Genomic DNA, 24,971 nt, shown 5'->3' on the forward strand with positions numbered 1-24,971 from the left:
TGGCGCGGACACCCCTGCAAGCCCCACCCGCCCGACCCCGGACAGATCGCGCGCGTGCCAGCCGCGAAGGGGATACGGGGTAGAGCAGAAGCAAGAGCAAAAGCATCCACGCATGGCGTGGATCCACGGGATGCAGTTGTTGCCTTTGACGTTGAGTCCGCCTTCAAGCGAGCCGAGCACCGCAGGTCCGGCGAGGGCGAAGAGGCGCGGGTGTCTGAGCGCAGCGAGTTCCGCGCCGTCCCTCGGCGGACCGAGGAGCGCAGGGCACCGACGTGCGGAGCACGTCGGCTCGCGGATGGCGGAGCGTTTCTTTTGGTTACTTTTCTTTGCGCACAAAGAAAAGTAACGCGCGACCCAGGATCAGTTGAGGTCCAAGCCAGCCGCAAGGCGCAAATCACCCCAGCATCTCCAGCCCGCGCACTTCGGTAATGCCCAGCCCCGGCACGTCGCTGATGCTGATCTCCGATTCGTTGAAATGCACGCCGCCGCTGACCGGGTCGAACTGGCCCAGCGACGGGCCGTCGAGGTCGACCTTGGTGATCACATCGCTCTTGGCCACCGCCAGATGCACGGCGGCGGCCACGCTGATGCTCGACTCGATCATGCAGCCGATCATGCACGGTACGCCGTAGATGCCGGCGATGTCGGCGATGCGGATCGCATTGGACAGGCCGCCGGTCTTCATCAGCTTGATGTTGATGATGTCGGCCGCGCGCTGCTGGATCAGGTCCATCACCTGGCTCGGGCTGAACACGCTTTCGTCGGCCATCACTGGCGTGTTGACCCGGTCGGTGACGTACTTCAGGCCGCTGATGTCGGCGGCCTTCACCGGCTGTTCCAGCAGTTCCAGCACCACGCCGGCGTCTTCCAGCGCGCGCATCGCATGCACCGCCTGCTTGGCGGTCCAGCCCTGGTTGGCGTCCAGGCGCAGCAGGGCGCGGCCTTCCACGGCGGCGTGGATCGCCTTGACCCGTTCGATGTCCAGGCCGATGTCCTTCCCGACCTTGATCTTCAGCGACTCGAAGCCGCGTTCGATCGCTGACAGCGAGTCGGCCACCATCTTGTCGATGTAGTCCACGCTGATGGTGATGTCGGTGGTGATCACCGGGTCGCCACCACCGAGCATCTGGTACAGCGGCGCACCGTGCAGCTGCGCCCACAGGTCGTACAGCGCGATCTCCACCGCCGCCTTGGCGCTGGTGTTGCGCTCCATCGCGGTCTGCACCAGCGTGCACAGATGGTTGAGGTTGACCACGTCCTGGCCGATCAGGCGCGGGGCGATGAAGTGGCGGATCGCTTCGATGATCGAGCCGTGCGTATCACCGGTGATCACGGCGGTGGCGGGGGCTTCGCCGTAGCCGGTGTGGCCGGTGTCGGTGCGGATCAGCACCACCACGTCTTCCACGGTTTCCACCGTGCGCAGGGCAGTCTTGAACGGCGTCTTCAGCGGCACGCGCAGCATGCCCAGTTCGATGGCGGTGATCTTCATTCAGGAGTCTTGGCCCGCAGGCGCTGGATGTTGGTGATGCGGTCGATGTAGCGGACGGTATCGCTGGCCATCATCGGCTCCAGCGGCGTGACCGAAACACCATTGAGATGGGCCTGTACGCGCGTGCCGTCGGCACCGAACCAGCTGCCGCCCGCCGTATCGTGGATGACCCAGGTGCGGCCGTCGACGTGGCCGATGGCCATCATCACGTGGCCGGGGATGTAGACCAGATCGCCCACCTGCAGGTCGGTGACGGCGCGGTCGCGCAGTGCCTTGCCGTCCTTGCTGGTGAACGGCAGGCGGTCCAGCGCCGGGCTGACCGCCTGTGCACTGGTATTGCGCGGCAGCAGCACCCCGAAGCTGCGGTAGATCTCGGATACGAACCCGCTGCAATCGCGGGTGTCGTAGTCGTGGCCCCAGCCGTAGCGTTCGCCGAGGAACTTGAAGGCCTGCTGCAGCAGCAGGCGCGGGGTGAGCGTCAGGTAGTCGGCGGCGGTGTCCTGCGAGCGCGGCAGCAGGGCCGGCACCAGCTTCAGGCCGCCGTCGGTTTCGCGGACCGGCAGCTGCACCACCCACGAGGCGTGCGCCTGCTGGCCGTTCACCGGCTCAGACGCAGGCCAGTCGGCCAGCACCGGCAGGCGCACGCCCATGTCCAGCTGCAGGCGCGAGACGCGCGGTTCTTCCGGGGTGTAGACGGTCTGTGCGGTGGCGCCGGTGACGATGCGGTACGGCCCCTTCGCGCCGTAGCCGAGCACCGTGGCCTTGTCGCCGCTGGCGATGGCATCGGCCTCGATCCATGCGCTGTAGCGCTCGCTGTGCACGAACAGCCAGCGGCCGTCGGCACTGCGGTGAACCACCGCGACCTTGTCGCCTGGGAACAGCGCCGATTCCTGGAAGCGGTCGATGTCGGTGTCACCGGCGGTGCTGAAGACGCGCTCGCGGGTGGGGAAGGTACGCAGTGCCGCGCGCTTCACCACCAGCCCGTAGGCCGGTGCCACCTCGGCGGGGATCGTATCGAGGCCGAGGTTGGCTTCGATCGTACTGCGCAGCGCGGGCGCGATCACCTGGCCCTTGTCGTTGTAGAGGGCACGCGTGGGCCAGCTCGACAGCGCGGTGATGCTGGCACGCACCGTCGCCGCATCAAGCCGGGCGGGCAGTGCGGCGATGTCCTGGATGTGGCTGTCCTGTGCCCGCATCCGTGCGTTCTGTGCCTCGATCTGCGCGCGATCCAGGATCGGCGCATCGGCGTTGTCCAGGCGTGCGGCCCAGTACTGCGGTGTGAGATAGGCCTCGTGCAGGCCGATCACATAGGGCAGCGGCGCACCCGGATCGGGCGGTGGTGCCGCCTGTGCAAAGGCCGGTGCGGCCAGCAGGCACAGGGCCAGGGTCAACCGGCGCGGCCAACGCCGGCGCGGTTCGCGGGAAGCCAGGCTCATGCGGTGCACACCCTCCTCGAATGCCTGTTGGAATATTTATTCCTTTCGGCATCGAAATCAAGAATAAATTATTGACCGGCATCCCGGCCCGTGTTACACAGCCGTTACCACCCGCGCTGGGGAAGTGTCGCTGTGGAGTCTGCCGTTCGCAAACCGCGTCTGCCTGCCGCCGCCGGCCTGTGTGCCGCGCTGCTGCTGTGGGCGTGGTCGGCGGGGGCGGAGCCACCACCCTCAGCCATCCAGTTTGCGCGTGTCGTGCAGATGATCGACGCGGGACGGTTCTTTGAGGCTCACAGCGAACTGAACACCTGGTCGGCCGCCGACGCGGCGGAGCCTGGCGTCAGTTTCGACGACATCGCGTTCCAGGAAGAACGCATGCGCCGCATCCTTCTGGATTTTTCCCTCGACGAAACCGCCGCCAAGGCCGCCGTGCGGCGCTGGATTCCCGACCTGACCGACGAGGAATTCGCACGCTGGGACCAGCTCGGCCTGATCGAGCATCTCGACATCGATGGCACGCGTTGGTATTTCAAGCGCGCACCGTCAAACCTGTTCCTGCTCAGCGACGAAGCGCGCGCACGCCGCCGCGCGGATGCACCGATGCCAGCGCCGGGCCCGAACGAGGTGCTCAATGCACACCATGCGCGTGTGGTTGCCGCGGCCGAACAGAGTGGCCAGGCATCGGTACTGCCACAGCGCATCGAATTCACCCAGTCGCTCACGGTAAAGGCCGACGCCGTCCCGGCCGGCGAAACTGTACGGGCCTGGATTCCGTACCCGCGCGAAATCCCCGGGCAGCAGGAACAGGTGCAGTGGCTGGGCAGCGCTCCGGGCAAGGCGCGGGTGGCACCGGCCAGTACCCTGCAGCGCACCGCCTACCTGGAAGCCAAGGCAGTGGCTGGGCAGCCGACGCGCTTCGAGATCCGCTACGCGGTCACGATCCTCGCCCGGCATGCCGGGATCGACCCGGCCAAGGTACAACCAGCCCCGGCTGATCCGGCCTTGAAGCCCTACCTGGCCGAGCAGCTGCCGCATGTGCGCTTCACCCCGGCGCTGAAGCTGTTCTCCGACCAGGTACTGCAGGGCGAGACACGTCCGTATGAAGTGCTGCGCAAGCTGTTTGCTGCCGTGGATCGCATTCCCTGGGCCGGTGCGCGCGAATACTCCACGCTCAGCAACATCAGCGACTACGCGCTGCATGCTGGCCATGCCGACTGCGGACAGCAGACCCTGCTGCTGATCGCGCTGCTGCGCATGAACGGTATTCCCGCGCGCTGGCAGTCGGGCATGGTGTTCTCCGACGATGGCAGCGGCTACAACAACCTGCATGACTGGGGGCAGGTCTACCTGGCGCCGTATGGCTGGCTGCCGATGGACGTGACCACCGGCGCGCTTGCCAGCGATGTGCCTGCACTGCGCGATTTCTATCTGGGTGGCCTCGACGGCTACCGCATCGCTTTCAACGACGATTTCGGCCAGCCCTTCGTGCCGGCCAAGCAGCACTTCCGCTCGGAAACGGTCGACTCGCAGCGCGGCGAGGTCGAGTGGGCAGGCGGCAACCTGTACTTCGACCAATGGAGCTACGACTTCCAGTGGCGGGTACTGCCAGCCAGGCAACGCTAGCGCGACACATCGCATTCCACACCATTCAATTCTTGCAGGAGAGAGCAGGGGATGAAGGCTTACAGCATCAAGCGGGCGGCGTTGTGCGTCGCCCTCGGGGCGTGTCTGGGCGTGATCGCGCCCAGCGCATTCGCACAGGATGGTTCCGTAGTTGGCCGGCTGGTCAGCGATGCCGGCCAGGTGCCGGCCGGCGCCACGGTGACCGTACGCAATCCGGCAACGGGCTTCGTTCGCTCCGTGCAGGCCGAGGCCAACGGCAGCTATCGCATTCCGCTGCTGCCCGTCGGCACCTATGACATGGAGGTGAGCCTGCCGGCTGGAGGCGCCAGCCGTGTCGGCCAGGTGACGGTCAGCCTCGGCAGTGCCACCACGGTCAACGTGCCGCTGGGTGCGGTCAACACGCTGGGCACGGTCGAAGTGCGGGCGCCACAGGTGGTGTCGATGGTGGACGTGAAGTCCACCGAGTCGGCCACCAACATCACCCGCGAAGAGCTCTCGCGCCTGCCGGTGGACCGTGACATCACCGCCGTGGCGCTGCTGGCACCGGGTGCGGTGAAGGGCAAGGGCTCGCTGGGTGGCCAAGGCATTTCCTTCGGTGGTTCGTCAGTTGCCGAGAACACTGTCTACATCAATGGCCTGAACGTCACCGACTTCTACAACCGGGTTGGCTTCTCGTCGGTACCGTTCTCGTTCTACCAGGAATTCCAGGTCAAGACCGGCGGCTACTCGGTGGAGTTCGGGCGCAGTACCGGTGGTGTCATCAACGCGGTGACCCGTTCGGGCAGTAACGACTTCAAGGCCGGCGCCGAACTGGTCTTCGAGCCGCGGGCATGGCAATCGCAGGCGCGCGACCGCTATGACCGCGACGGCAGCCGCTATATCACCGCCAGCCGCGACGACTACAGCCGCAGCGCGCTGAACGTGTTCGCCTCCGGTGCGCTGGTGCAGGATCGGCTGTTCTTCTTCGGCATGTACGAAGCACGAGATTACCGCCCGACCTCGACCAATGATGCCGGTACACGCTTGAGCCAGGGCAAGGCCGATGATCCGTTCTGGGGCGGCAAGATCGACTGGCAGATCACCGACAACCAGATGCTGTCGCTGTTCGGCTTCTCGGACAAGAGCAAGACGCTCACCGACGTGTATGCATACGACTACGCCAGCGGCCAGGCAATGGGTGAGCGCAGTAACCAGATCTACAACACCGTGGGCGGAAAGAACTGGTCCGGCACCTATAGCTGGCAGGTCAACAACGACCTGACCATGAAGCTGATGTACGGCGAGAACAAGCGCAACCGTGTGCAGAGCTCGTTGATGGACGAGAACTGCAATCGCGTGTTCGACAACCGCACCGCCAGCCAGGGCGTGCCGCCGTCGCTGCAGGGCGACCGCAGCTGCACCAGCAGTTCGCAGCTGGAATCCGCACTGGACACCCGCAAGGCCGCCCGCGCCGATTTTGAATGGACGCTGGGCAACCACCTGCTGCGCTTCGGCCTGGATCACGAGGAAAACACGTCCGACTACAGCCGCGCCTACCCCGGTCCCGGCGGCTTGCGCTATGACATCTACGCCCGTACGCCCGGTAGCTCGCTCAACGGCGGTGTCGTGCCCGCCAGCGGCCTGGTGGCGCGCACCCGTCGCTATGAAGTGGAAGGCGCCTTCGAGACGATCAACTCGGCCTACTACCTGGAAGACAACTGGCAGGTGATGCCGAATCTGCTGCTGAACATGGGCCTGCGTCTGGAAGCCTTCGACAACAAGGGCGGCGACGGCAGCAGCTACATCAAGATCGACGACATGCTGGCCCCGCGCCTGGGCTTCTCCTGGGACGTGCGCGGCGATGGCACCACCAAGGTGTTCGGCAATCTGGGCCGCTACTTCCTGCCGGTGGCCAACGTCATCAACATCAAGCAGGCCGGTGGCTTCCTCGACGAACGCACCTGGTATGAATTCCTTGGCTATAGCGGAGCGGCCAACAACATCCCGAACCTCGGTGCGCAGATCGGCCCGGTGGACAACTCGCAGGGCGACGGCAGCGTGCCGGACCTGCGTGCCGAAGTGAACCGGGACATGGACCCGGTGTACCAGGACGAAGCGATCCTCGGCTTCCAGCAGATGATCAACGAAGCCTGGTCGGTGGGTGCCAGCGTGACCTATCGCCGGCTGCACAACGCTATCGATGACATGAACATCACCGCCACCGGCCAATGCGGTGCCATTGACGGGGTGTGGATCATGGGTAACCCGGGCCGCACCAACACTGTCTGGGGTGACACCAACTGTGATGGCGCCAACGATGGCTGGATCAGCATCGACACCTCGAAGGAAGGCTGGGCGCTGTACGACGATGATGGCAACTACGTGGGCCAGCGCGGCTGGGTGAAGCCCAAGCGCGACTACAAGGCGCTGGAACTACAGGTCGACCGCGCCTGGGACGGCAAATGGGGTTTCAATGCGTCCTATACCCTCGCATATGGTCGCGGCAATGCAGAAGGCCCGGTCAACTCCGATACCGACTTCGCTGATGCCGGACGTACCGAGAACTTCGACAATCCGTGGGTGAACTACCGCGGCTACGGCTATCTGGCCAATGACCGCCGCCACCAGTTCAAGTTCCGAGGCAGTTATGCATTGACCGAAAACCTGAGCGTGGCCGCTACGCTGGGCGTGCAGTCGGGCAGCCCGATCACGCGCTTTGGCGCCGGCAACCCGTTCGATGACACCGACTTCCACAGCTACTACGTGTGCGTGTCCAACTGCCAGGCGACGGTTCCGTCCCAGCGCGTGTTCGTGCATTCCCCGCGCGGTGGCGACGGCCGCACGCCGTGGACCTACGACCTGGACGTGAGCGTGTCGTACAAGGTGCCGGTCCCCACCGATCTGCGCCTGAAGCTGGCGGTGTACAACGTGCTCAACCAGCAGCGCGTGGTGACCGTGGACCAGGACTACGAGCCGCAGGACAGTATCGGTACGCCGAACCCGCTGTACCGCTACGGCACCGGGTTCCAGTCGCCGCGCTATGCGCAGCTGACCGTCACATGGGCCTACTGAAGCCCGTCCAGCATGCTCAGCGCTGCTTCTGTGTGGCGGCGTTGGCGGTGCTCCCGGTTGCGGCGGCGCAGACCACCGCGACCGCCCCGATCGATACCGATGTCGCCGCCGTGGTCCGGCACGAGCACCTGCCCGGGCTGGCGATGGCGGTGGTCGAGAATGGGCAGGTTGTCTATCGCCACGCGGCCGGCGCGCGCGGCGATGGCGGCCGCATCGACGAGGACACGCTGTTCAAGATCGCCTCCAACAGCAAGGCGATGACCGCCGCGCTTCTGGCGCGACTGGTGCAGCAGGGCAAGCTGCACTGGGATGATCCGGTGCAGCAGCACCTGCCGGGTTTCCGCATGCATGACGCCTGGGTGGGCGAGCAGATGCAGGTGCGCGACCTGCTGATCCACAACAGTGGCCTTGGCCTGGGCGCCGGTGACCTGATGCTGTGGCCGGAGCCGAACGCGTTCACCCGTGCCGACATCATCGCCGGGCTGGCGCACCTGAAGCCGGTCAGCAGCTTCCGCAGCCACTATGCCTACGACAACCTGATGTATGTGGTGGCCGGCGAAGTGGCGGCGGCAGCGGGTGGCAAGCCGTATGACCAGCTGATGCGCGAGCAGGTGTTCGAACCACTGGGCATGACGCGCTGCCAGGTGGGTGCGTGGTCGGTGAAGCGCGTGGGCAACGTGGCACAGCCGCATGCCTGGCGTGGTGAACGCAACGAGGTGGTGAACGCCGATGCTGCGATCAGCCCGGACCTGCCCTCGATGGCGGCCGGCGGCATCCGCTGTTCACTGCGCGACATGACGCGCTGGATGCAGGTGCTGCTCGATCCCGCGCTGGTGCCGGACTGGCTGGGCGCTGAGCAGCGCCGCACGCTGTGGACCCTGCACATGCCGATGCCGTTGGGTGAGCGGCAGCGGCGCTGGGACAATGCGCACTTCTACGGCTATGGGTATGGCTGGCGCGTGTCCGACATGGACGGGCAGTGGATGGTGGCGCATACCGGCACGCTGTCGGGCATGTACTCGTCGCTGGCGCTGCTGCCCGACCGCAAGGTGGGTGTGGTGATGCTGATCAATGGCGACGGCGAGGACGCGCGCACAGCGCTGATGCAGGCGATGCTGAAGCGCTTCACTGCACCCGACGATGCGCGGCCGGCGATGGAGTACCTGGTCGAGTTGAAGGCAGACCAGGCAACGCGGGCGGCGACCGGCCATTCGCGGCCGCCCACCGTTGCGGCGCAGGAGACGAGCCGCACGGATCTGCCACGTTGGCAGGGCCGTTACCGCGATCCTTGGCTGGGCCCGGCTTCGCTGTGCCCGGGCAAGGACGGCCTGCGTTTCAGCGTGGACAAGTCGCCCAAGCTGCAGGCGGCCGTGCTGCAGCTGCAGGGCCGCTGGCTGCTGCGCTGGGATACGCTGGACGACGACGCACAGGCCTGGTTGCAGCCAGGTGAGGGTGCGCCGCCCACACTGGACCTGCGTGCCATCGACCCGGACATCGACTTCAGCTATGACTTCCAGGACCTGCATTTCACTCGTACTGGCGACTGCCCTGGCGGCGACCGCCAACGCCGCTGAGCCACCGCGCGTTTCACCCGCCACCGATGCGGCCAGTGCCGGACTGGTGGAGATCCGCACGTTGTCGCCGGGCATCGACATGGACATCCGCTACGCCGGCGCCAACAATTTCACCGGCGCGCGCGTACCCGGCTACGAGGCGCCGTCATGCTACCTGCTGGCGCCGGTGGCGAAGGCGCTGGCACAGGTGGAACAGGACCTGCGTGCGCGGGGCTTCGGCCTGCGCCTCTACGACTGCTACCGGCCGGTGCGCTCGGTGCAGGCCTTCATGGCCTGGGTGAACGATCCGCGCGAGCTCTCGCGCAAGGCACAGCAGTACCCGGACCTGGACAAGCCACGGTTGCTGGCCGACGGCTACATCGCCGAGCGCTCTGGCCATAGTCGTGGCGCCACGGTTGATCTGGGCCTGCTGGATTGCCGCACTGGCGCCTGCACGCCGCTGGACATGGGCACCGACTTCGATTTCTTTGGCCCGCGCGCGCATACCCGGACGAGCGGGCTGAGCACTGTGCAGCAGGCGAACCGCCAGCAGCTGGTGCAGGCGATGGCGCGCCGTGGCTTCGTCAACTATCCGCAGGAGTGGTGGCACTACACCCTGCAGCCCGAACCGGATCCCGGCACCGCGTACGACGTCCCGGTACGGTAGAGGTATCGGCAGGGCTGCGCCCTCGACAATAGCCCGCTGCTCTTGGTAGGTGTCGACCTTGGTCGACACGGTAGATCCACACCATGCGTGGATGCTTTCCGTTCAATCGTCGAGATACTCGATCTCGGTGGAGATTCATCCACGCATGGCGTGGATCTACCGTGGCTGCCGGATTGGGTCCGGGGCAGATCCCTTACACTGGCCGCCTCTTCATCCCTGCCCATCCGATGAACCTTCCTTTGCACTTCGGCCTGCTCGGTACCCTGGAAGCCGGCGCCATCGCCCTGCTGGTCGGGCTGCTGGTGTACTTCCTGTGGTCGCAGCTGTGCCGGCTCCTGCACTGGACAGTCGGTCACGCGATCGGCTGGTCCTGTGTCATCGCGGTGATCATCTCCGCCGGCATCGATGCATGGAAGCTGTTCTACATGGGCATCGTGCGGCTGGAGTCGCCGCTGTATGCGCGCCTGTTCCTGGCAACCATCCACGATCCGAACGAACTCGGCAGTCGCGTGGTGCTGGAAATCGCCGGCGCGCTCGCTGGTGTTGCGCTCGGCTGGGTGTTGTTCAGTTCGCGGTCATCGAAAAAAACCGTCGACTGACGCAGGTTTTTCGTTGGTTGCCGGTTAAATCCTGCGGCGCTGAATGCGCATCTTATGAGCTGCTCACTTGCTGCTAACCACCGCGCTAATGCATGGGTGGAGGCGAGTGGTTAATCGTGTGTGTGCACGCCGCTCGCGACGCAAAATCGATTCAGAAACGCGGTGGCAGGGTAGGTGCCGTGCGGAGACAACACGCCGCGCAACACCACCCAATTGGCAGGAGACACCCCTGATGACTATTCGCAACCGCAAGCCCCTGATCGCCCTGATCGTCGCCGCTGGCAGCGTGCTGGCCATTCCGGCGATGGCGCAGTCGGCCAAGCAGCAGGCGGCGCATGCGCAGAACGAGGCCGCACAGGCCCAGCAGGCGGCTGCGCAGGCTGGCCAGGCCGCCGACCAGGCGACCAACGCAGCCGCAGCGGCATCGGCGCAGGCCAATGGCGGTGGCCAGACCTGGGCCAGCATCGATACCGATGGCAACGGCACCATCAGCAAGACCGAGGCACAGGTGAACGCGGGCCTGGCCCAGGTGTTCGACCAGGCCGATACCAACAAGGACGGCGAGCTGAGCGCCGATGAGTACAAGGCCTATGTGGCCGCGCAGCAGGCCGGTGCAGGTGCCGGCGCGGCCCAGGGCCGCTGATCTACACCTGATTCGGGAAGACCGGTGCATGGGGACCCGGGCGGCTGCGGCCGCCCGGGTTTTTTTCGTCACCACGGCCCCTGTATCCTTGCGCGATGAACACCTCCACGCCTGCGCCGTCGCGCGCCATCGGCCTGGTCGGTTTTGACGGTGACGACACGCTGTGGAAGAGCGAGGACTACTACCGCAAGGCCGAGCAGGATTACCTTGACCTGCTGTCGCGCTACGTCGACGTGCACGACACCCAGACTGCGCGCCACCTGCTGGAAGTGCAGCAGCGCCACCTGGGCACCTTCGGCTACGGCGTGAAGAGCATGACCCTGTCGATGATCGAAGCGGCCATCGACATCACCGGCCAGCGCATCGAGGCCAAGGATATCCAGCGCATCCTTGATATCGGCCACGATACCCTGCGCCACCCGGTCGAGCTGATCGACGGTGTGCGCGAAGCCGTGGCGGCCATCGCCGAGCACTACCCGGTGGTATTGATCACCAAGGGCGACCTGTTCCACCAGGAAGCCAAGATCAAGGTCGCCAACCTCGGCGAGCTGTTCCCGCGCATCGAGATCGTCTCGGAGAAGGACCCGGAAACCTACGCCCGCGTGCTGGCCGAATTCGATCTGCCGATGCAGCAGTTCGTGATGGTCGGCAACTCGCTGCGTTCGGATATCGAGCCGGTGGTCACCCTCGGTGGTTGGGGCGTGCATACCCCCTACGCGGTGACCTGGGCCCACGAGACCCAGCACGGCGTGGCCGACGACGAACCGCGCATGGTCACCGCCGACACCGCCCACGATTGGCCGGCCGCACTGGCGGTGATCGAGGCCAAGGCCGCTGCGGCGGCCTGACAGGGCCCGGCGGCTGCGGCAGAATCGGGGCATGAACGTCCGACTGCGCGCGCTGTTGTTGTCCCTGCTGCTGGTGCCGGCCACCGTGCTGGCCCAGCAGACCGCCGAGCGTTCGGCGGCCTACGAGGTGGAAACCGGTGACAGCTGGGTCGATGCCCAGCTGCAGGACATCAATCACTACGCCGAGCGCTACCCCGACGCCTTCCTCGACGAAGTCTCGCGCTATGCGGGCGTGCCGCGCGGCTACATCAGCGCGCTGTTCACCACCCATGGCTGGCAGGCCGGGGACATCTACTTCGCCTGCTTCTGGGCCAAGGCCAGCGGCCAGACCTGCCGCGACAGCGTGCGCGCCTTCAGCCAGGACCCGGAGGGCGGCTGGGAGGCGGTGGTGAAGCGGATGCCCATCAAGCCGGACAACCTGCATTACCGTGCCGTGCGCCACGCCATCGTGGCCAGCTACCAGCACTGGGACCGGCCGATCACCCTGGATGCCACCCTGAAGCGCCAGCTCAAGCGGTAATGTTGGGCTGCGTCTGGTGGGTGCGAACCTTGGTTCGCACTGCTTCTGCACCAGCCGCTGACAGATCAGTGCGAACCCAGGTTCGCACCCACCAAGAGCGGCTCACAGGTCGTCCCCCTGGCAACAGGACAGGCGTCATGTTGCTCTGCATATCGCCGCCGCCGTGCGCTCCGGCGACAATACGGGTCCGAGCTGTTCCCCGTTCCCGTAATCGAGTGACTGATGAGCGCCTCTTTCGTTTCGCCTGATGTGATCCGCCGCCTGTTCGCACAGGCCATGTCCCGCATGTACCGCACCGAAGTGCCGCTGTACGGCACGCTGGTGGAACTGGTGGAGCGGATCAACGCGCAGGTGCTTGCCCAGGACCCGGCGCTGGCCGCGCAGCTGCAGCGCAACGACGAGCGCGCGCGCCTGGATGAAGAGCGCCACGGCGCGATCCGCGTCGGCACCGTGCAGGAACTGGCCACGCTGCGCCGCCTGTTCGCGGTGATGGGCATGTACCCGGTGGGCTACTACGACCTGTCGGTGGCCGGCGTGCCGGTGCACTCCACCGCGTTCCGCCCGCTGACCGGCGCCGCGCTGGCGCAGAATCCGTTCCGCGTGTTCACCTCGCTGCTGCGCCTGGAGCTGATCGAAGACGAAGCGCTGCGTGCCGAGTCCGCGCGCATCCTCGAACGCCGCCGTATCTTCACCGAAGGCGCACTGGCGCTGATCGACCAGGCCGAGCGTGACGGTGGCCTGTCGCAGGCCGATGCCGAGCGCTTCGTCGACGAATCACTGGAAACCTTCCGCTGGCACGGCGATGCCACGGTCGATCTGCCGACCTACCACGCGCTGCACAACGCGCACCGCCTGGTGGCCGACGTGGTCAGTTTCCGTGGTCCGCACATCAACCATCTGACGCCGCGCACGCTGGACATCGACGCCGCGCAGGCCGCGATGATCGAACACGGCATGGCGGCCAAGGCGGTCATTGAAGGTCCGCCGCGCCGTGCCTGCCCGATCCTGCTGCGCCAGACCAGCTTCAAGGCGTTGGAAGAAGCCGTGCATTTCCCGGACAGCGACGGTGGTGATGCCGGCACCCATACCGCGCGCTTCGGCGAGATCGAACAGCGCGGCCTTGCGCTGACCCCGAAGGGGCGCGCGCTGTACGACCAGCTGTTGTCGCAGGCCCGCGATGCCGGTGGCGAAGGCAGCACCGGTGGCGACTACGGCCAGCGCCTGCAGGCGGTGTTCGCCAGCTTCCCGGATGACCACGACACGCTGCGCCAGGAAGGCTTGGGGTATTACCGCTACCAGCTGACCGATGCCGGCCGTGCCGCGCCGGAGCGCGTGGCCGATCTGCCGGCTGAAGTGCTGGTGGCTGCGGGGCTGGCCACGGCCGACCCGATCGTCTACGAGGACTTCCTGCCGGTCAGTGCCGCGGGCATCTTCCAGTCGAACCTCGGCGGTGAAGAACAGCGCGCCTACGCCGCCCATGCCAACCGCGAGGCCTTCGAGCAGGCGCTGGGCGTGGCGGTGAATGACGAGTTCGAGATCTACGAGCGGCTGCAGGCCGAATCGCTGACGGCGCTGCGCGGGTAACCCGCTTGCCGTGGAGCCGAGCGTGGGCTCGGCTCTACATTGATTCTGCGGAGCTGCTCTTTGTAGAGCCGAGCCATGCTCGGCTGCCGAGGAAAGCAGTCGAGCATGGCTCGACTCTACAAGAGCGGGTTTCAGCCCTTCATCGTGCCGGTATCCAGCCAGCGCTGGTGCCACGACAACGCTTCCGGCAACAGGTGGGGGGTGTGCTTGCCGTAGCTCTCGCGGCTGGCGCGGTCGAAGTAGTCCTGCAGCTGCGGGCGGAAATCCGGATGCGCGCAGTTGTCGATCAGCACCTGCGCGCGCTTGCGCGGGGTCAGGCCACGCAGGTCGGCCAGGCCCTGTTCGGTGACGATCACTGACACGTCGTGCTCGGTGTGGTCCACGTGGCTGGCCATCGGCACGATCGCCGAAATGGTGCCGTTCTTCGCGGTGGACGGGCTGAGGAACGCTGACAGGAAACCGTTGCGGGCAAAGTCACCCGAACCGCCGATGCCGTTCATGATGCGTGTGCCCATCACGTGCGTCGAATTGACGTTGCCGTAGATGTCCACCTCGATCATGCCGTTCATGCCGATGCAGCCCAGGCGGCGCACCAGTTCCGGATGGTTGGAGATTTCCTGCGTGCGCATGATGATGCGCTCGCGGTAGAAATCGATGTTCTCCTTGAACGTCTCGTTGGCCTGCGGGCTCAGCGCGAAGCCGGTGCACGAGGCATAGCTCAGCACGCCGTCGCGCAGCAGGTCGAGCATGCCGTCCTGGATCACTTCGGTGAACGCGGCCAGGTCGCGGAAACCGCTCTTGGCCAGGCCCGCCAGCACAGCATTCGGAATGTTGCCCACGCCCGACTGCAGCGGCAGCAGGTTCGGGGGCAGGCGGCCCTTCTTCACTTCGTGCTTGAGGAACTCGATCAGGTGCGAAGCGATCTGTTCGCTGGTCGCATCGATCGGGCTGAACGGGCTGTTGCGGTCCGGGCCGTTGGTGCGCACCACGGCCACGATCTTGTCCGGGTCGCAGCGCAGCGCGGTGTCGCCGATGCGGTCGTTGGCGTTCACCAGCGGAATCGGCTTGCGGTGCGGCGGCAGCGCGGTGCCGTAGTAGATGTCATGCATGCCGTCGACGCCGGCCGGCTGCCATTCGTTGACCTCGACGATCACCTTCTTGGCCAGGTCCAGCCAGGTCTTGTTGTTGCCGACCGAGGTGGAGGGCACCAGCGAGCCATCTTCGCGGATGGCCGAGACCTCGATCACGGCGGTATCGATCTCGCCGTAGAAGCCGAACCACACGTGCTGGGCAACGTGGCTGAGGTGGATGTCGATGTAATCCAGCTTGCCCTCGTTGATGCGGTTGCGCGCATCCGGGTCGCTCTGGAACGGCATGCGCATGGCGATGCCATCGGCCTTGGCCAGCGCGCCATCGAGCTCCGGCGCGGTGGACGCGCCGGTCATCAGGCTGATCTGGAAGGGCAGGCCCTGGGCATGCACCGCTTCGATGCGGCGGGCCAGTTCCACGGGAACGGCCTTGGGATACCCGGAGCCGGTAAAGCCGCTCATGGCCACGGTTTCACCGGGCTGGATCAGCGCGGCTGCGGCCTCTGCGGAGACCACGCGGTCACGGAGACGCGCGTTGGCGATGCGATCAACAGACATGACGACACGTGTTGCTGGGGGGAATCCCGATTATCGGCCATCCTCATCCGTACGGGGGGTTCTACCTTCGTGGAATGGCTTTTCCCCGGGGGCTCACCCAAACCCGCCGGTTTTGTTTTGCAGTGCAGCGTGCAAAGTGCTTTCGCAGCCCGCACGATGGCCCTGCATCCCGACGTGGGGGAGGGAGCAGAGCCCGCTGGCAGTTCGCTGCAAGCGGGCTTTTTTATTGCCTGTCGCCCAGTATGAATGCGCGGCCTCCATTATCGGTAGTGCCGGCCGCGGGCCGGCAACCCCAGTAACCTACGGCGGGGTCGTCGGATCTGCCGGCCAGCGGCCGGCACTACCGGGTCGATACAATCAGCCCATGACCCTCGCCCCCGCTGACCTGCCCGCCTCCCTGCAGCCTGTTGTCGACCGCGCCCTGGCGCGTCTGGCCCAGGTCCTGCCCGAGCCCATTCCGGCCGACCTGCTGCCGTTGCTGACCCGGCTGGCGGTGACCAGTGACTTCGCGCTGGACACCCTGGTGCGCCAGCCGGGCCTGCTGGCACAGCTGGCCGCGCCCGGCTGCCCGCCGATCCCGGCGCCGGTGCTCGATCCGCTGCAGCCCAGCGACTGGCCCGCGCAGCTGCGGCGCTGGCGCACGGCGATGTCCACGCGGCTGATCTGGCGCGACCTGACCGGTCTGGACGACGTGGCGCAGACCCTGGCCGGCGCCACCGCCCTGGCCGAGGACTGCCTGCGGCTGGCACTGGATGCCCTGCAGCAGGAATTCGCCCAGCGCCACGGCGTCATCTCCGATGAACAGGGTGCGCCGCAGCAGCTGGTCGTGTTCGGCCTCGGCAAGCTCGGCGGTGGCGAGCTCAACTTCAGTTCCGATGTGGATCTGGTCTATTCCTACTCGCAGGGCGGCGAATCGGACGGACCGCGCCCGTTGGCGGCGGAAGAATATTTTGCCCGTCTCGGCCAGCGCCTGGCCAAGCTGCTGGATGAAACCACCGTCGATGGTTTCAGCCACCGCGTCGACCTGCGCCTGCGCCCGTTCGGCAGCGCCGGCCGCGTTGCGCTGTCGTTCGCGGCGATGGACCAGTACTTCCAGCGCGAAGGCCGCGACTGGGAACGCTATGCCTGGCTGAAGGCGCGCGCGGTGGCCGGCGACATCGAGGCCGGTGAGGCGTGGCTGCAGACCCTGCGCCCGTTCGTGTACCGCCGCTACCTGGATTTCACCGCGCTCGATGGCCTGCGCGAGATGAAGGCGGCGATCACCGCCGAAGTCGCGCGCCGTGAACTGCATGAAGACATCAAGCGCGGCGCCGGTGGCATCCGCGAAATCGAATTCCTGTGCCAGGCACTGCAGCTGATCCGCGGTGGCCGCGAGCCCGCGCTGCGCGAGCGTCGCCTGCTGGTGGCGCTGGACGCACTGGTCGCCGCTGGGCAGATCGCGCCCGAGGATGGCAGTGCACTGCGCGAGGCCTACCTGTTCCTGCGCCGCCTGGAAAACCGCCTGCAGATGCTGCGTGATGCACAGACGCATGTGCTGCCCAGCGATGCGCTGGACCGCGAACGCATCGCCGTCGGCCTGGGGTATCCGGACTGGGAGGTGCTGCGCGCGGTATTGGCCGAACAGCAGCAGCGGGTCAGTACCGAATTCGCCGCGCTGCTGGCGCCGCGCAAGGGCCAGGCCGCGCCCGATGCACTGGCCAACTACTGGCGCAGTCTGCCCGGAGGCAGCAACGCGCCGTTGCTGGCCGAAGCCGGTTTCCTCGATGCCAATGGCGCCGACCAGTCGCTGCGCGATTTCGCCCAGGGCACGGGCGTGAAGTCGTTGTCTGATGCCGCGCGTGCGCGGCTGGATCGCGTGCTGCCTGCGCTGCTGCATGCCGCCACGCGTTCACCGCAGCCGGATGCAGCGCTCAAGCGCGTGCTTGGCCTGCTGCAGGCGGTGCTGCGCCGGACCAGCTATCTCGCGCTGCTGGATGAACAACCGAGTGCGCTGGCGCGGCTGGTCGATGTGCTGGCGCGCAGCGCGCTGCTGGCCGAGCGCCTGGCGGCGTATCCGCTGCTGTTGGACGAACTGCTGGATGTACGCGTGTCCGGCCCGATGCCCGACTTCGCCGGCATGCTGGCCGAATGCCAGCAGGTGTTGCCGGTGGAAGATCCCGAGTCGCAGCTGCGCTGGCTCAACGAGACGCGGCTGGCACTCAGCTTCCGCATGGCGATGGCCACGCTGGACGGCCGCCAGGGCGCGGTGGACAGCACCCGGCAACTGGCCGAACTGGCGCAGGCGGTGGTGGTCACCGTGCTGGCGATGGCCGAGGCGGACATGCGCGCCGCGCACGGCGAGATTCCCGGTGGACGCTTCGCGATCATTGGCTACGGCAGCCTGGGAGGTCTTGAGTTGGGTTTCGGTTCCGATCTGGACCTTGTGTTCCTACACGACAACCCGGCCGGTGTGGACGCCAGTGATGGCGCGCGTCCGCTGGAGCCGGGGCGCTGGTACGCGCGCCTGGCACAGAAGGTGATGGCACTGCTCGCTGCGGTCACCGCTGCCGGGCGCCTGTACGACATTGACGTGCGCCTGCGCCCGGATGGCGGCAAGGGTTCGCTGGTGTCTTCGCTGGCCAGTTACACCGAGTACCAGCGCGAACGTGCATGGACCTGGGAGCACCAGGCCTTGGTGCGCGCACGCGGCGTGGCCGGCGATGCCAGCCTGCTGGCCGACTTCGAGCAGGTGCGTGCACAGACGCTGGGTCGTGAACGCGATCCGGCCACGCTGTATGCCGATGTGCTGAAGATGCGCGGCCGCATGCGTACCGAACTGGACCGCAGCGACGCCGCACGGTTGGACCTGAAGCAGGGCGCCGGTGGCGTAGTGGACCTGGAGTTCCTGCTGCAGACCGGCGTGCTGGCGCGCAGTGCGCAGCATGCGGCGCTGCTGCAGCCGCGCGATACGCCGTCGTTGATCGATGCGTTGGCAGTTGCCGGTTTTCTGCCGGAAGGCACCGCGCAGGCACTGCATACCGCGCATGCGACGCTGCTCGATGTAGGCCTGGCTTGCACGCTGGACCGACGTCCGCGACTGGCACCGACCACGCCCGCGATTGAAGAGGCGTGTGCGGCGATTACGGCAGCGTGCAGAGCGGCAGCGTTGCCGTTCGCCTGAATGGTTGCATCCGCCAGAGCAATGGCCCTGCGATGACCCGCTGGACCGATGATCTGAACGTTGGCCTGCTGTTGGTAGGTGCCAACCTTGGTTGGCACAACCCGTCAGCGTTCATGACCCCGGCAACAGCGTGCCAACCAAGGTTGGCACCTACCAGAGCTATGGCCTGGCGATGACCTGCTGTTGGTAGGTGCCAACTTTGGTTGGCACAATCCATCAGCGTTCATGACCCCGGCAACAGCGTGCCAACCAAGGTTGGCACCTACCAGAGCTATGGCCTGGTGATGACCTGCTGTTGGTGGGTGCCAACCTTGGTTGGCACAACCCGTCAGCGTTCATGACCCCGGCCACAGCGTGCCAACCAAGGTTGGCACCTACCAGAGCTATGGCCTGGCGATGACCTGCTGTTGGTGGGCGCCAACCTTGGTTGGCACAATCCATCAGCGTTCATGACCCCGGCAACAGCGTGCCAACCAAGGTTGGCAGCTACCAGAGCATGTGCAGTCAGCTGGTCGCGCGCAGCGGCGCCATCTTCCACAACAACGCGCGGAACGGGGCCAGCAGGCACACGCCGATCGCCAGCTTCACCGCCAGGTCGCCTGCGGCCCAGCTCACCCACGGCAGCGCCGAACCGGCAAACGCGATCGACCAGAAAATGGTGGTATCCACCGTCGCGCTGCAGGTGGTGGCCACCATCGGCGCGCGCCACCAGCTGCCACGGCGCAGGCGGTCGAACACGGTGATGTCCAGCAGCTGCGCCACGATGAAGGCCGAACACGAAGCAATGGCGATGCGCGGCGTGGCAACCCATACCGACAGCAGCACCGCCACCAGGAAGCCGATCCACGCCACGCGGCGGGCGGGGCCCGGGCCGAAGCGGCGGTTGATGAGGTTGCTGACCAGGAACGCGACCGGGTAGCTGAAGGCACCCCAGGTCAGCCAATCGTTGATCGGGTACTGCACCAGTACGTTGGACAGCAGCACCACCGCGCCCATCGCCAGTACCGCCAGCACCAGGGCGCGGGCGGTCAGCGGGGCAAACACAGGGGCAGGGCGCACGGACATGGCGAGCCAGGGAGACAAAGGGGATCGCCCATTATCCGCCCGGCCCGCGGCAAAGCCAAAACCGGTCGTTCAGCTTTACAGCGCTTCGCTCATCACGTCGCCGGCGGCGTAGGCGGTCGGCACATAGGCCAACGTCTGCCCCTGGGCGCCCTTTACGTTCCAGCCGGCACCGGCCGGGGTCGGCTCGAAGCGCACCTGCTGGCCGACCACGAACGCAGCCGTCGGATCTTCATCCTTCGGTGTTACCGGCCAGTGCAGGGTGGCGGTCTGGTCGGCCTTGTCCGGCACCTGCAGCTGCACCTGGCGCTCGCCCGCCTGCGTGGTCTCCACCTTCTTCACTTCCATCGGTGGCAGTGGCACGGCCTTGGTGCGCGCGGCCCGGCCGTTGCGCTCGCTGGCCTTGAACGGCGCTTTGGACAGTTCGGACAGGCCCATCGAGGCCGCCAGTGGCAACGACAGCACCACGAACGACGTCACGATCACGCTGGCCTGGCTGCTGTTCAACTGCGGCGCGGCGCCGGCATGGACGGTGGGCACCACCAGTGCCGAAAGCAGCAGGGCAGTGGCGGGAACGCACAGGCAACGGAACATGGAGACCTCCTGGTCAGGATGGGGACGGCGGCTCAGCGCCGGGTATCGAAGATGTCGCGCGGGCCGGTGGCCTCGGGCAGGTATTCCAGCGGGCGACCCTGGTTGTCCTTCAGCTGCCAGCCCTGGTCGTTGCCAGTGGGCTCGAAGTTCACGGTCTGGCCCACGGTGAACTGCACGGCGGGATCGCCGATGCCGCGCGGGTACTGCATCGAGGCGGTGTTCTGCGGGTTGTTGGCATCACGCAGCAGCACTTCGCGGCGGCCGTCGACGGTGGTGGCGATGGCGCTCACCTCCATCTGCGGCAGCTTGATCTGCTGCTGACGGGCCAACGGGCGACCCGCATCGGCCGCATCCTGCGCTTCCTGCGCTGCAGCCGCACGTGCCGAGGTGACCATCTGCGTGGACATCTCGAGGCTTGGCCCCTGCGGACCCGGGTCATGGATGATCACGATGCGGCGTTCGGCATGGGCGGCATTCGCGGCGAACAGGCTGGCGACGAACACCATCGACATTAGGGAAGGTAGCAGCGGACGCATGTCGTTCTCCTCGCGGGATTCAGGGCGTGGCGGCAGCAGCACCGGCCACTGGCACATGGGGGATCACCAGTTCCTGCTGCAGCTGGCTGCGCTGGTGCAGGAAATCGAACACCGATTCCACCGTCACCACCGAATAGTTGCCGGAGATGCGTTCGCCGGCCGGATGGTCGGTGGTGGTGGCATTGGCCACGAACAGGCGCGCACCCACGCGCTTGCCGAGGCCGATATGCAGCACGCTGGGCTGGTACTTCTGCTGGCGCAGCCACTGCTGCGCCTGTTCGCGCTTGACGATGGCCGGCGCGCCTTCGGTCTGCGCCATCGCCGCGGCCAATACTTCCAGCACCCACTGGTTGGAGTTCTGGTAGTCGGTTGCGAACGGGTAGGCAACCACGTTGTACCTGGTTTCGTGCAGCGCCTTGGGCTGGATCGAGGGTGACACCAGCATCGCCCGCAGTGCCGCACGCAACGGTGCCGACGGCACGCCGATGCGCAGGTCGGTATGGCCACCGCTCTCGCCGACGAAGTTGCCCAGCCCTTCGTGGTACAGCTGCGAGCTGTCGGTCTTGCAGCGGTTGAGCAGGTGCATCGCGCGCCAGCGGCCGTCGTCTTCGCGCAGCAGGAACGCCAGGTGGCTGTGGCGCAGGCCGTAGCGGCTCAGGTCCTGGCCACCGCGTGCGGCCACCACCACGTCCACATCGGGCAGCGCATCGAGACGCTCGGCGGTGGTCCAGGCCACGTCCAGCATCGCCGCCTGCGCGGCCACGCTCGGGTAGCGCTCGCGGCATTCGGTGCTGTTGGCCCAGGCCGGTGCAGTCACCAGCAGGCTGGCGATCAGCAGCACGGCGCGGGGCAGTCGGGAAAAACGATCCATGTCGGTACCTTCAGCGGCGGGCAGGCCCGCGCGCCGATCATACGCTGCTCAGCGCAGCGGACGGTCCACGCCCTTGCGCTTGAGCTCGCGGTCGCAGGCTTCGCTGATCGGCGCGATCGGCAGCGGCGGGCGTTCGCCCGTCTTCGGATCTCGCAGCGCCGGCTGCTCGCGGTATGCATCCAGCTGCTGCTGGCACTGGTAGGAAATCGGATCCAGCTCGGTGGGCGAGGTGGAGCAGGCAGCGAGCAGGGCCAGGGGCAGCAGGAGCAGGGTGCGCATGAAGACGTTCAGCGTGATGGGGGAGGCTGGACTCTAACGGTGCGGGCGGATCGAAATGTTCAGAAATCGCTGCGCATCGGGGTAACGGAGGGCCGGACCCGGCGGGGGGCTTGGGCCATGTTGGGCGCTGGGCCACGGCGGAGGGGCTTGGGCCACGGCGGGGTAGAGTCGACTGTTAGTCGACTGCCGTTGGCGGTATGGCTGAAAACCCCGCGCTGCGCGCGGTAGTCGACTAACAGTCGACTCTACAACTCCTTCGCTCTTTTCCCGGGCTCTTGCGAAAAGCCAAGCCGCGCTTTCAGTTCCGCCGCCACCCGCGCGGTCTCGCGCAATGGCTCGATGCGGTCGTACTGCCAGTCCAGCCAGTGCGCCTGCAGCCGCCCGCGCTCGCGCAGCTGCTGCTGGAAGCGCGCCAACCGGCCTTGCGCGGTATCGGCCAGCGCCACCATCACCGGCATGCGCGTGGCGCAGGCTTCGGACAGCAGGTTCACCGAATCGGGCGAGACCACCACGCGGTTGGCCCAGCCGAGCAGGCCGCCGTAAGGATTCGTACCGTCGCCGCCATCGCCCCAGATCACGTGCGGCAGGTCGGCGAAGGTCGCTCGCAGAATCTCGGCCAGCGCCGGCGGCGTGCGTCGCGAGGTGGTGGCCAGCAGGCTGCCGCCCTCGCTGCGGATCTGCTCGGCCAGTGCCCGGAACACGCCCACCATCGCGGTCTCATCCCAAGGCGCCAGCGGCGTCGGCCCGCCCACCAGCAGCGCGGTGCGCGGGCCGGGCAGGGTGCTGAAGCCTGCGAACGCGGCGCGGCCCCAGGCCAGCCAGTCATCGTCCACCGGGTTGAGGCTGCCGAGCAGGGTCAACACGTTGCTGCCACGCAGGGCATCGTGTTCGGGCACCACCACCACATCCCAGTGGCGGGCGTTGATGCGCGGGTCGAGGATCTGCACCACCTGGCTGCCACGCGCGCGCAGCACACGCAGCGCGCCAGCGGCCTGACGGCCACAGCCGATCGCCAGCGGCGGCGCCTCGGCCGCCAGTGTCGTGAAGGCCTCGCCGTAGCCGTTCACATCAGCGGGCAGCCGCCGCGGCGACAGCCAGCGCCAGGGTGCGCGGGGCTGCAGGACCAGCGGCCGATGGGTGCCCTGGCGCAGCGCAGAGGCCAGCGCGACCGCCTGGCGGACATTGCCCGCACGGCCGTCCGTGACCGTCCAGGGCGCACTCGATCGTTTCACCTGTGGCATTAATTCGTTTCAGCCCTGCTGGGTGTTGCAACAGTCGCGACACTCTACACTGCGGCTCGTCGATTCGCCCCGCGCCGCCCGCGGGCACTGACCTTCCCTTCGCCGCCCTGGAGATCCACCGATGTCCCACGCGCTCGACGCTGCTGCCCTCGACCAGCTGTTCCGTACGGCCCGCACCCAGAACGCTTTCCTCGACAAGCCGGTCCCGGCCAGCTTGCTGCAGGAACTGTACGACCTGGTGAAGTGGGGCCCGACGGCTGCCAACACCACGCCGGCCCGCTTCGTCTTCGTCACCTCGAAGGAAGCCAAGGCCAAGCTGGCCCCGGCCCTGTCCGAAGGCAACCACGACAAGACCATGGCTGCCCCGGTCACCGCCATCATCGGCTTCGACCTGGACTTCCACGAGAAGCTGCCGTACCTGTTCCCGCACACCGATGCCAAGGCCTGGTTCGATGGCCCGCAGGAAGGCCGCCACGAAGCCGCCCTCCGCAACGGCAGCCTGCAGGGCGCCTACCTGATCCTGGCCGCGCGCGCGCTGGGCCTGGATGCCGGCCCGATGTCGGGCTTCGATGCGGCCAAGGTGGACGAAGCCTTCTTCGCCGGCACCTCCATCAAGTCGAATTTCCTGGTCAACCTGGGTTACGGTGACCCGGCGGGCCTGTTCCCGCGTCTGCCGCGCCTGTCGTTCGACGAAGCGGCGCGCATCGCGTAAGTCGCTGTATCGGTTTCGGGCCGTCACCTTGGCGGCCCCTGTTGTCCCCACCCTACGATCCGGAGAGTTCCTGAGATGAGCGCCACCCGTAAACTGCTGCTGCCGCTGGCCCTGACCCTGGCCATCGCCGCCTGCTCCAAGCCGGCCGACACCGCTGCCCCGGCTGCCGATGCCGCGGCCCCGGCCACCACCGAGCAGGCTGCCACCCCGGCCGCCGATGCCGCTGCTGCTGCGCCGGCCGCCGAAGCGATCAAGATCGCCTCGGGCACCTACAAGCTGGACCCGAGCCACACCGACGTGCTGGCGCAGTGGAGCCACTTCGGCTTCTCCAACCCCAGCGCGCACTTCGGCAACGTCGAAGGCACCCTGGTGTACAACGCCGAAGACGTGACCAAGTCCACCGTGGAAGTGAAGCTGCCGCTGAGCGGCCTGAACAGCTTCACCGCCAAGTTCGACGAGCACCTGAAGAGCGCCGACTTCTTCGACGCCGCCAAGTTCGCCGATGCCACCTTCAAGAGCACCAAGGTGGAAGCGGCCGGCACCAACAAGCTGACCGTCACCGGTGACCTGACCATCAAGGGCATCACCAAGCCGGTCACCCTGGACGTCACCGTCAACGGCGGCGGCGAGCACCCGATGGCCAAGGTTCCGGCGGCTGGCTTCGATGCCACCGCCACCCTGAAGCGCAGCGATTTCGGCGTCGGCGCCTATGCCCCGAACGTCAGCGATGAAGTGAAGATCCGCATCACCACCGAAGCCACCGGCGAAAAGCCGGCGGCTTGATGTATCCAACTCACTCGTCGTGAGAAGGCAGAAGGCCCGCTGAAAAGCGGGCCTTCTTTTTGGGATTGCAATCC

The 24,971-nt window shown here is 66.7% G+C and carries 21 protein-coding genes; 12 read left to right on the top strand and 9 right to left on the bottom strand.

The window, feature by feature from the left end; genetic code table 11:
- Positions 1–394: 394 nt before the first annotated feature.
- Together HLA98_RS08635 and HLA98_RS08640 are read right to left on the bottom strand one after the other, a co-directional pair.
- Complete coding sequence (locus HLA98_RS08635) at positions 395–1,489, bottom strand: dipeptide epimerase (RefSeq protein ID WP_049449390.1); 1,095 nt, start codon at positions 1,487–1,489, stop codon at positions 395–397.
- Positions 1,486–2,925: a C40 family peptidase gene (locus HLA98_RS08640; protein WP_057501962.1), complete on the bottom strand. Its 1,440-nt coding sequence runs from the start codon at positions 2,923–2,925 to the stop codon at positions 1,486–1,488. The genes HLA98_RS08635 and HLA98_RS08640 overlap by 4 nt, the downstream gene beginning before the upstream one ends.
- 132 nt (positions 2,926–3,057) lie before the next feature.
- Between HLA98_RS08640 and HLA98_RS08645 the strand changes: the two genes are divergently transcribed.
- The 9 genes from HLA98_RS08645 (at position 3,058) to hglS (ending at position 14,013) form a co-directional block, all read left to right on the top strand.
- Positions 3,058–4,548, top strand: coding sequence for a transglutaminase-like domain-containing protein (locus tag HLA98_RS08645; protein ID WP_057501963.1), 1,491 nt, complete (start codon positions 3,058–3,060; stop codon positions 4,546–4,548).
- A gap of 51 nt (positions 4,549–4,599) precedes the next feature.
- The gene (locus HLA98_RS08650) at positions 4,600–7,599 is read left to right on the top strand and encodes a TonB-dependent receptor (RefSeq protein WP_057501964.1); all 3,000 of its coding nucleotides are present in this window, start codon (positions 4,600–4,602) and stop codon (positions 7,597–7,599) included.
- Positions 7,587–9,173: a serine hydrolase domain-containing protein gene (locus HLA98_RS08655; protein WP_057501965.1), complete on the top strand. Its 1,587-nt coding sequence runs from the start codon at positions 7,587–7,589 to the stop codon at positions 9,171–9,173. The genes HLA98_RS08650 and HLA98_RS08655 overlap by 13 nt, the downstream gene beginning before the upstream one ends.
- Positions 9,106–9,819: a M15 family metallopeptidase gene (locus HLA98_RS08660; protein ID WP_057501966.1), complete on the top strand. Its 714-nt coding sequence runs from the start codon at positions 9,106–9,108 to the stop codon at positions 9,817–9,819. The genes HLA98_RS08655 and HLA98_RS08660 overlap by 68 nt, the downstream gene beginning before the upstream one ends.
- 227 nt (positions 9,820–10,046) lie before the next feature.
- Positions 10,047–10,418 (top strand): hypothetical protein, encoded by a 372-nt coding sequence (locus HLA98_RS08665; RefSeq protein ID WP_049449379.1) that lies wholly within the window; start codon positions 10,047–10,049, stop codon positions 10,416–10,418.
- 232 nt (positions 10,419–10,650) lie between these two features.
- A complete protein-coding gene (locus HLA98_RS08670; protein WP_049437070.1) occupies positions 10,651–11,061 on the top strand; it encodes an EF-hand domain-containing protein in 411 nt (136 codons plus the stop codon).
- A 95-nt stretch (positions 11,062–11,156) separates the two neighbouring features.
- A complete protein-coding gene (locus HLA98_RS08675; protein WP_057501967.1) occupies positions 11,157–11,909 on the top strand; it encodes an HAD family hydrolase in 753 nt (250 codons plus the stop codon).
- A 31-nt stretch (positions 11,910–11,940) separates the two neighbouring features.
- The gene (locus HLA98_RS08680) at positions 11,941–12,429 is read left to right on the top strand and encodes a hypothetical protein (protein WP_049449376.1); all 489 of its coding nucleotides are present in this window, start codon (positions 11,941–11,943) and stop codon (positions 12,427–12,429) included.
- Positions 12,430–12,651: 222 nt separating this feature from the next.
- Positions 12,652–14,013: a 2-oxoadipate dioxygenase/decarboxylase HglS gene (hglS, locus tag HLA98_RS08685; protein ID WP_057501968.1), complete on the top strand. Its 1,362-nt coding sequence runs from the start codon at positions 12,652–12,654 to the stop codon at positions 14,011–14,013.
- A gap of 131 nt (positions 14,014–14,144) precedes the next feature.
- On the opposite strand, the gene scpC is transcribed toward hglS, so the two are convergent.
- Entirely contained in the window at positions 14,145–15,659 is a 1,515-nt protein-coding gene (scpC, locus tag HLA98_RS08690) for a succinyl-CoA:acetate CoA-transferase ScpC (RefSeq protein WP_057501969.1), read from the bottom strand.
- Between the two features lie 364 nt (positions 15,660–16,023).
- Between scpC and glnE the strand changes: the two genes are divergently transcribed.
- Positions 16,024–18,819 (top strand): bifunctional [glutamate--ammonia ligase]-adenylyl-L-tyrosine phosphorylase/[glutamate--ammonia-ligase] adenylyltransferase, encoded by a 2,796-nt coding sequence (gene glnE, locus HLA98_RS08695; protein WP_057501970.1) that lies wholly within the window; start codon positions 16,024–16,026, stop codon positions 18,817–18,819.
- Positions 18,820–19,323: 504 nt separating this feature from the next.
- Here the strand turns inward: glnE and HLA98_RS08700 are convergent.
- The 6 genes from HLA98_RS08700 to HLA98_RS08725 all read right to left on the bottom strand — a co-directional run bounded on the left by HLA98_RS08700 (position 19,324) and on the right by HLA98_RS08725 (position 23,402).
- Positions 19,324–19,884, bottom strand: coding sequence for a queuosine precursor transporter (locus HLA98_RS08700; RefSeq protein WP_049437059.1), 561 nt, complete (start codon positions 19,882–19,884; stop codon positions 19,324–19,326).
- 75 nt (positions 19,885–19,959) lie between these two features.
- Positions 19,960–20,475, bottom strand: coding sequence for a hypothetical protein (locus tag HLA98_RS08705; protein ID WP_057499926.1), 516 nt, complete (start codon positions 20,473–20,475; stop codon positions 19,960–19,962).
- Between the two features lie 32 nt (positions 20,476–20,507).
- On the bottom strand, positions 20,508–21,011 hold the full coding sequence (locus tag HLA98_RS08710; RefSeq protein WP_057499951.1) for a hypothetical protein: 504 nt from the start codon (positions 21,009–21,011) through the stop codon (positions 20,508–20,510).
- A gap of 19 nt (positions 21,012–21,030) precedes the next feature.
- Positions 21,031–21,882 carry a DUF2145 domain-containing protein gene (locus HLA98_RS08715; RefSeq protein WP_057499927.1) on the bottom strand — a complete coding sequence of 284 codons (852 nt, stop codon included), beginning with the start codon at positions 21,880–21,882 and terminating at the stop codon, positions 21,031–21,033.
- 48 nt (positions 21,883–21,930) lie between these two features.
- The gene (locus HLA98_RS08720) at positions 21,931–22,161 is read right to left on the bottom strand and encodes a hypothetical protein (RefSeq protein WP_057499928.1); all 231 of its coding nucleotides are present in this window, start codon (positions 22,159–22,161) and stop codon (positions 21,931–21,933) included.
- Between the two features lie 245 nt (positions 22,162–22,406).
- Entirely contained in the window at positions 22,407–23,402 is a 996-nt protein-coding gene (locus tag HLA98_RS08725) for a mitochondrial fission ELM1 family protein (protein ID WP_057499929.1), read from the bottom strand.
- A gap of 121 nt (positions 23,403–23,523) precedes the next feature.
- Between HLA98_RS08725 and HLA98_RS08730 the strand changes: the two genes are divergently transcribed.
- Both HLA98_RS08730 and HLA98_RS08735 read left to right on the top strand, forming a co-directional pair.
- Positions 23,524–24,114: a malonic semialdehyde reductase gene (locus HLA98_RS08730; protein WP_049449362.1), complete on the top strand. Its 591-nt coding sequence runs from the start codon at positions 23,524–23,526 to the stop codon at positions 24,112–24,114.
- Positions 24,115–24,189: 75 nt separating this feature from the next.
- Positions 24,190–24,897, top strand: coding sequence for a YceI family protein (locus HLA98_RS08735; RefSeq protein WP_080392846.1), 708 nt, complete (start codon positions 24,190–24,192; stop codon positions 24,895–24,897).
- Positions 24,898–24,971: the final 74 nt, after the last annotated feature.

The sequence above is a fragment of the Stenotrophomonas africana genome, from assembly GCF_013004645.1.
Lineage (GTDB): Bacteria > Pseudomonadota > Gammaproteobacteria > Xanthomonadales > Xanthomonadaceae > Stenotrophomonas > Stenotrophomonas africana.

What these genes read in the sequence shown, in the direction of transcription:
- HLA98_RS08635 (WP_049449390.1), bottom strand. Translation starts at nt 1,489, where the DNA reads ATGAAGATCACCGCCATCGAACTGGGCATGCTGCGCGTGCCGCTGAAG.
- HLA98_RS08640 (WP_057501962.1), bottom strand. Translation starts at nt 2,925, where the DNA reads ATGAGCCTGGCTTCCCGCGAACCGCGCCGGCGTTGGCCGCGCCGGTTG.
- HLA98_RS08650 (WP_057501964.1), top strand. Translation starts at nt 4,600, where the DNA reads ATGAAGGCTTACAGCATCAAGCGGGCGGCGTTGTGCGTCGCCCTCGGG.
- HLA98_RS08655 (WP_057501965.1), top strand. Translation starts at nt 7,587, where the DNA reads ATGGGCCTACTGAAGCCCGTCCAGCATGCTCAGCGCTGCTTCTGTGTG.
- HLA98_RS08660 (WP_057501966.1), top strand. Translation starts at nt 9,106, where the DNA reads ATGACTTCCAGGACCTGCATTTCACTCGTACTGGCGACTGCCCTGGCG.
- HLA98_RS08665 (WP_049449379.1), top strand. Translation starts at nt 10,047, where the DNA reads ATGAACCTTCCTTTGCACTTCGGCCTGCTCGGTACCCTGGAAGCCGGC.
- HLA98_RS08670 (WP_049437070.1), top strand. Translation starts at nt 10,651, where the DNA reads ATGACTATTCGCAACCGCAAGCCCCTGATCGCCCTGATCGTCGCCGCT.
- HLA98_RS08675 (WP_057501967.1), top strand. Translation starts at nt 11,157, where the DNA reads ATGAACACCTCCACGCCTGCGCCGTCGCGCGCCATCGGCCTGGTCGGT.
- HLA98_RS08680 (WP_049449376.1), top strand. Translation starts at nt 11,941, where the DNA reads ATGAACGTCCGACTGCGCGCGCTGTTGTTGTCCCTGCTGCTGGTGCCG.
- hglS (WP_057501968.1), top strand. Translation starts at nt 12,652, where the DNA reads ATGAGCGCCTCTTTCGTTTCGCCTGATGTGATCCGCCGCCTGTTCGCA.
- scpC (WP_057501969.1), bottom strand. Translation starts at nt 15,659, where the DNA reads ATGTCTGTTGATCGCATCGCCAACGCGCGTCTCCGTGACCGCGTGGTC.
- glnE (WP_057501970.1), top strand. Translation starts at nt 16,024, where the DNA reads ATGACCCTCGCCCCCGCTGACCTGCCCGCCTCCCTGCAGCCTGTTGTC.
- HLA98_RS08700 (WP_049437059.1), bottom strand. Translation starts at nt 19,884, where the DNA reads ATGTCCGTGCGCCCTGCCCCTGTGTTTGCCCCGCTGACCGCCCGCGCC.
- HLA98_RS08705 (WP_057499926.1), bottom strand. Translation starts at nt 20,475, where the DNA reads ATGTTCCGTTGCCTGTGCGTTCCCGCCACTGCCCTGCTGCTTTCGGCA.
- HLA98_RS08710 (WP_057499951.1), bottom strand. Translation starts at nt 21,011, where the DNA reads ATGCGTCCGCTGCTACCTTCCCTAATGTCGATGGTGTTCGTCGCCAGC.
- HLA98_RS08715 (WP_057499927.1), bottom strand. Translation starts at nt 21,882, where the DNA reads ATGGATCGTTTTTCCCGACTGCCCCGCGCCGTGCTGCTGATCGCCAGC.
- HLA98_RS08720 (WP_057499928.1), bottom strand. Translation starts at nt 22,161, where the DNA reads ATGCGCACCCTGCTCCTGCTGCCCCTGGCCCTGCTCGCTGCCTGCTCC.
- HLA98_RS08725 (WP_057499929.1), bottom strand. Translation starts at nt 23,402, where the DNA reads ATGCCACAGGTGAAACGATCGAGTGCGCCCTGGACGGTCACGGACGGC.
- HLA98_RS08730 (WP_049449362.1), top strand. Translation starts at nt 23,524, where the DNA reads ATGTCCCACGCGCTCGACGCTGCTGCCCTCGACCAGCTGTTCCGTACG.
- HLA98_RS08735 (WP_080392846.1), top strand. Translation starts at nt 24,190, where the DNA reads ATGAGCGCCACCCGTAAACTGCTGCTGCCGCTGGCCCTGACCCTGGCC.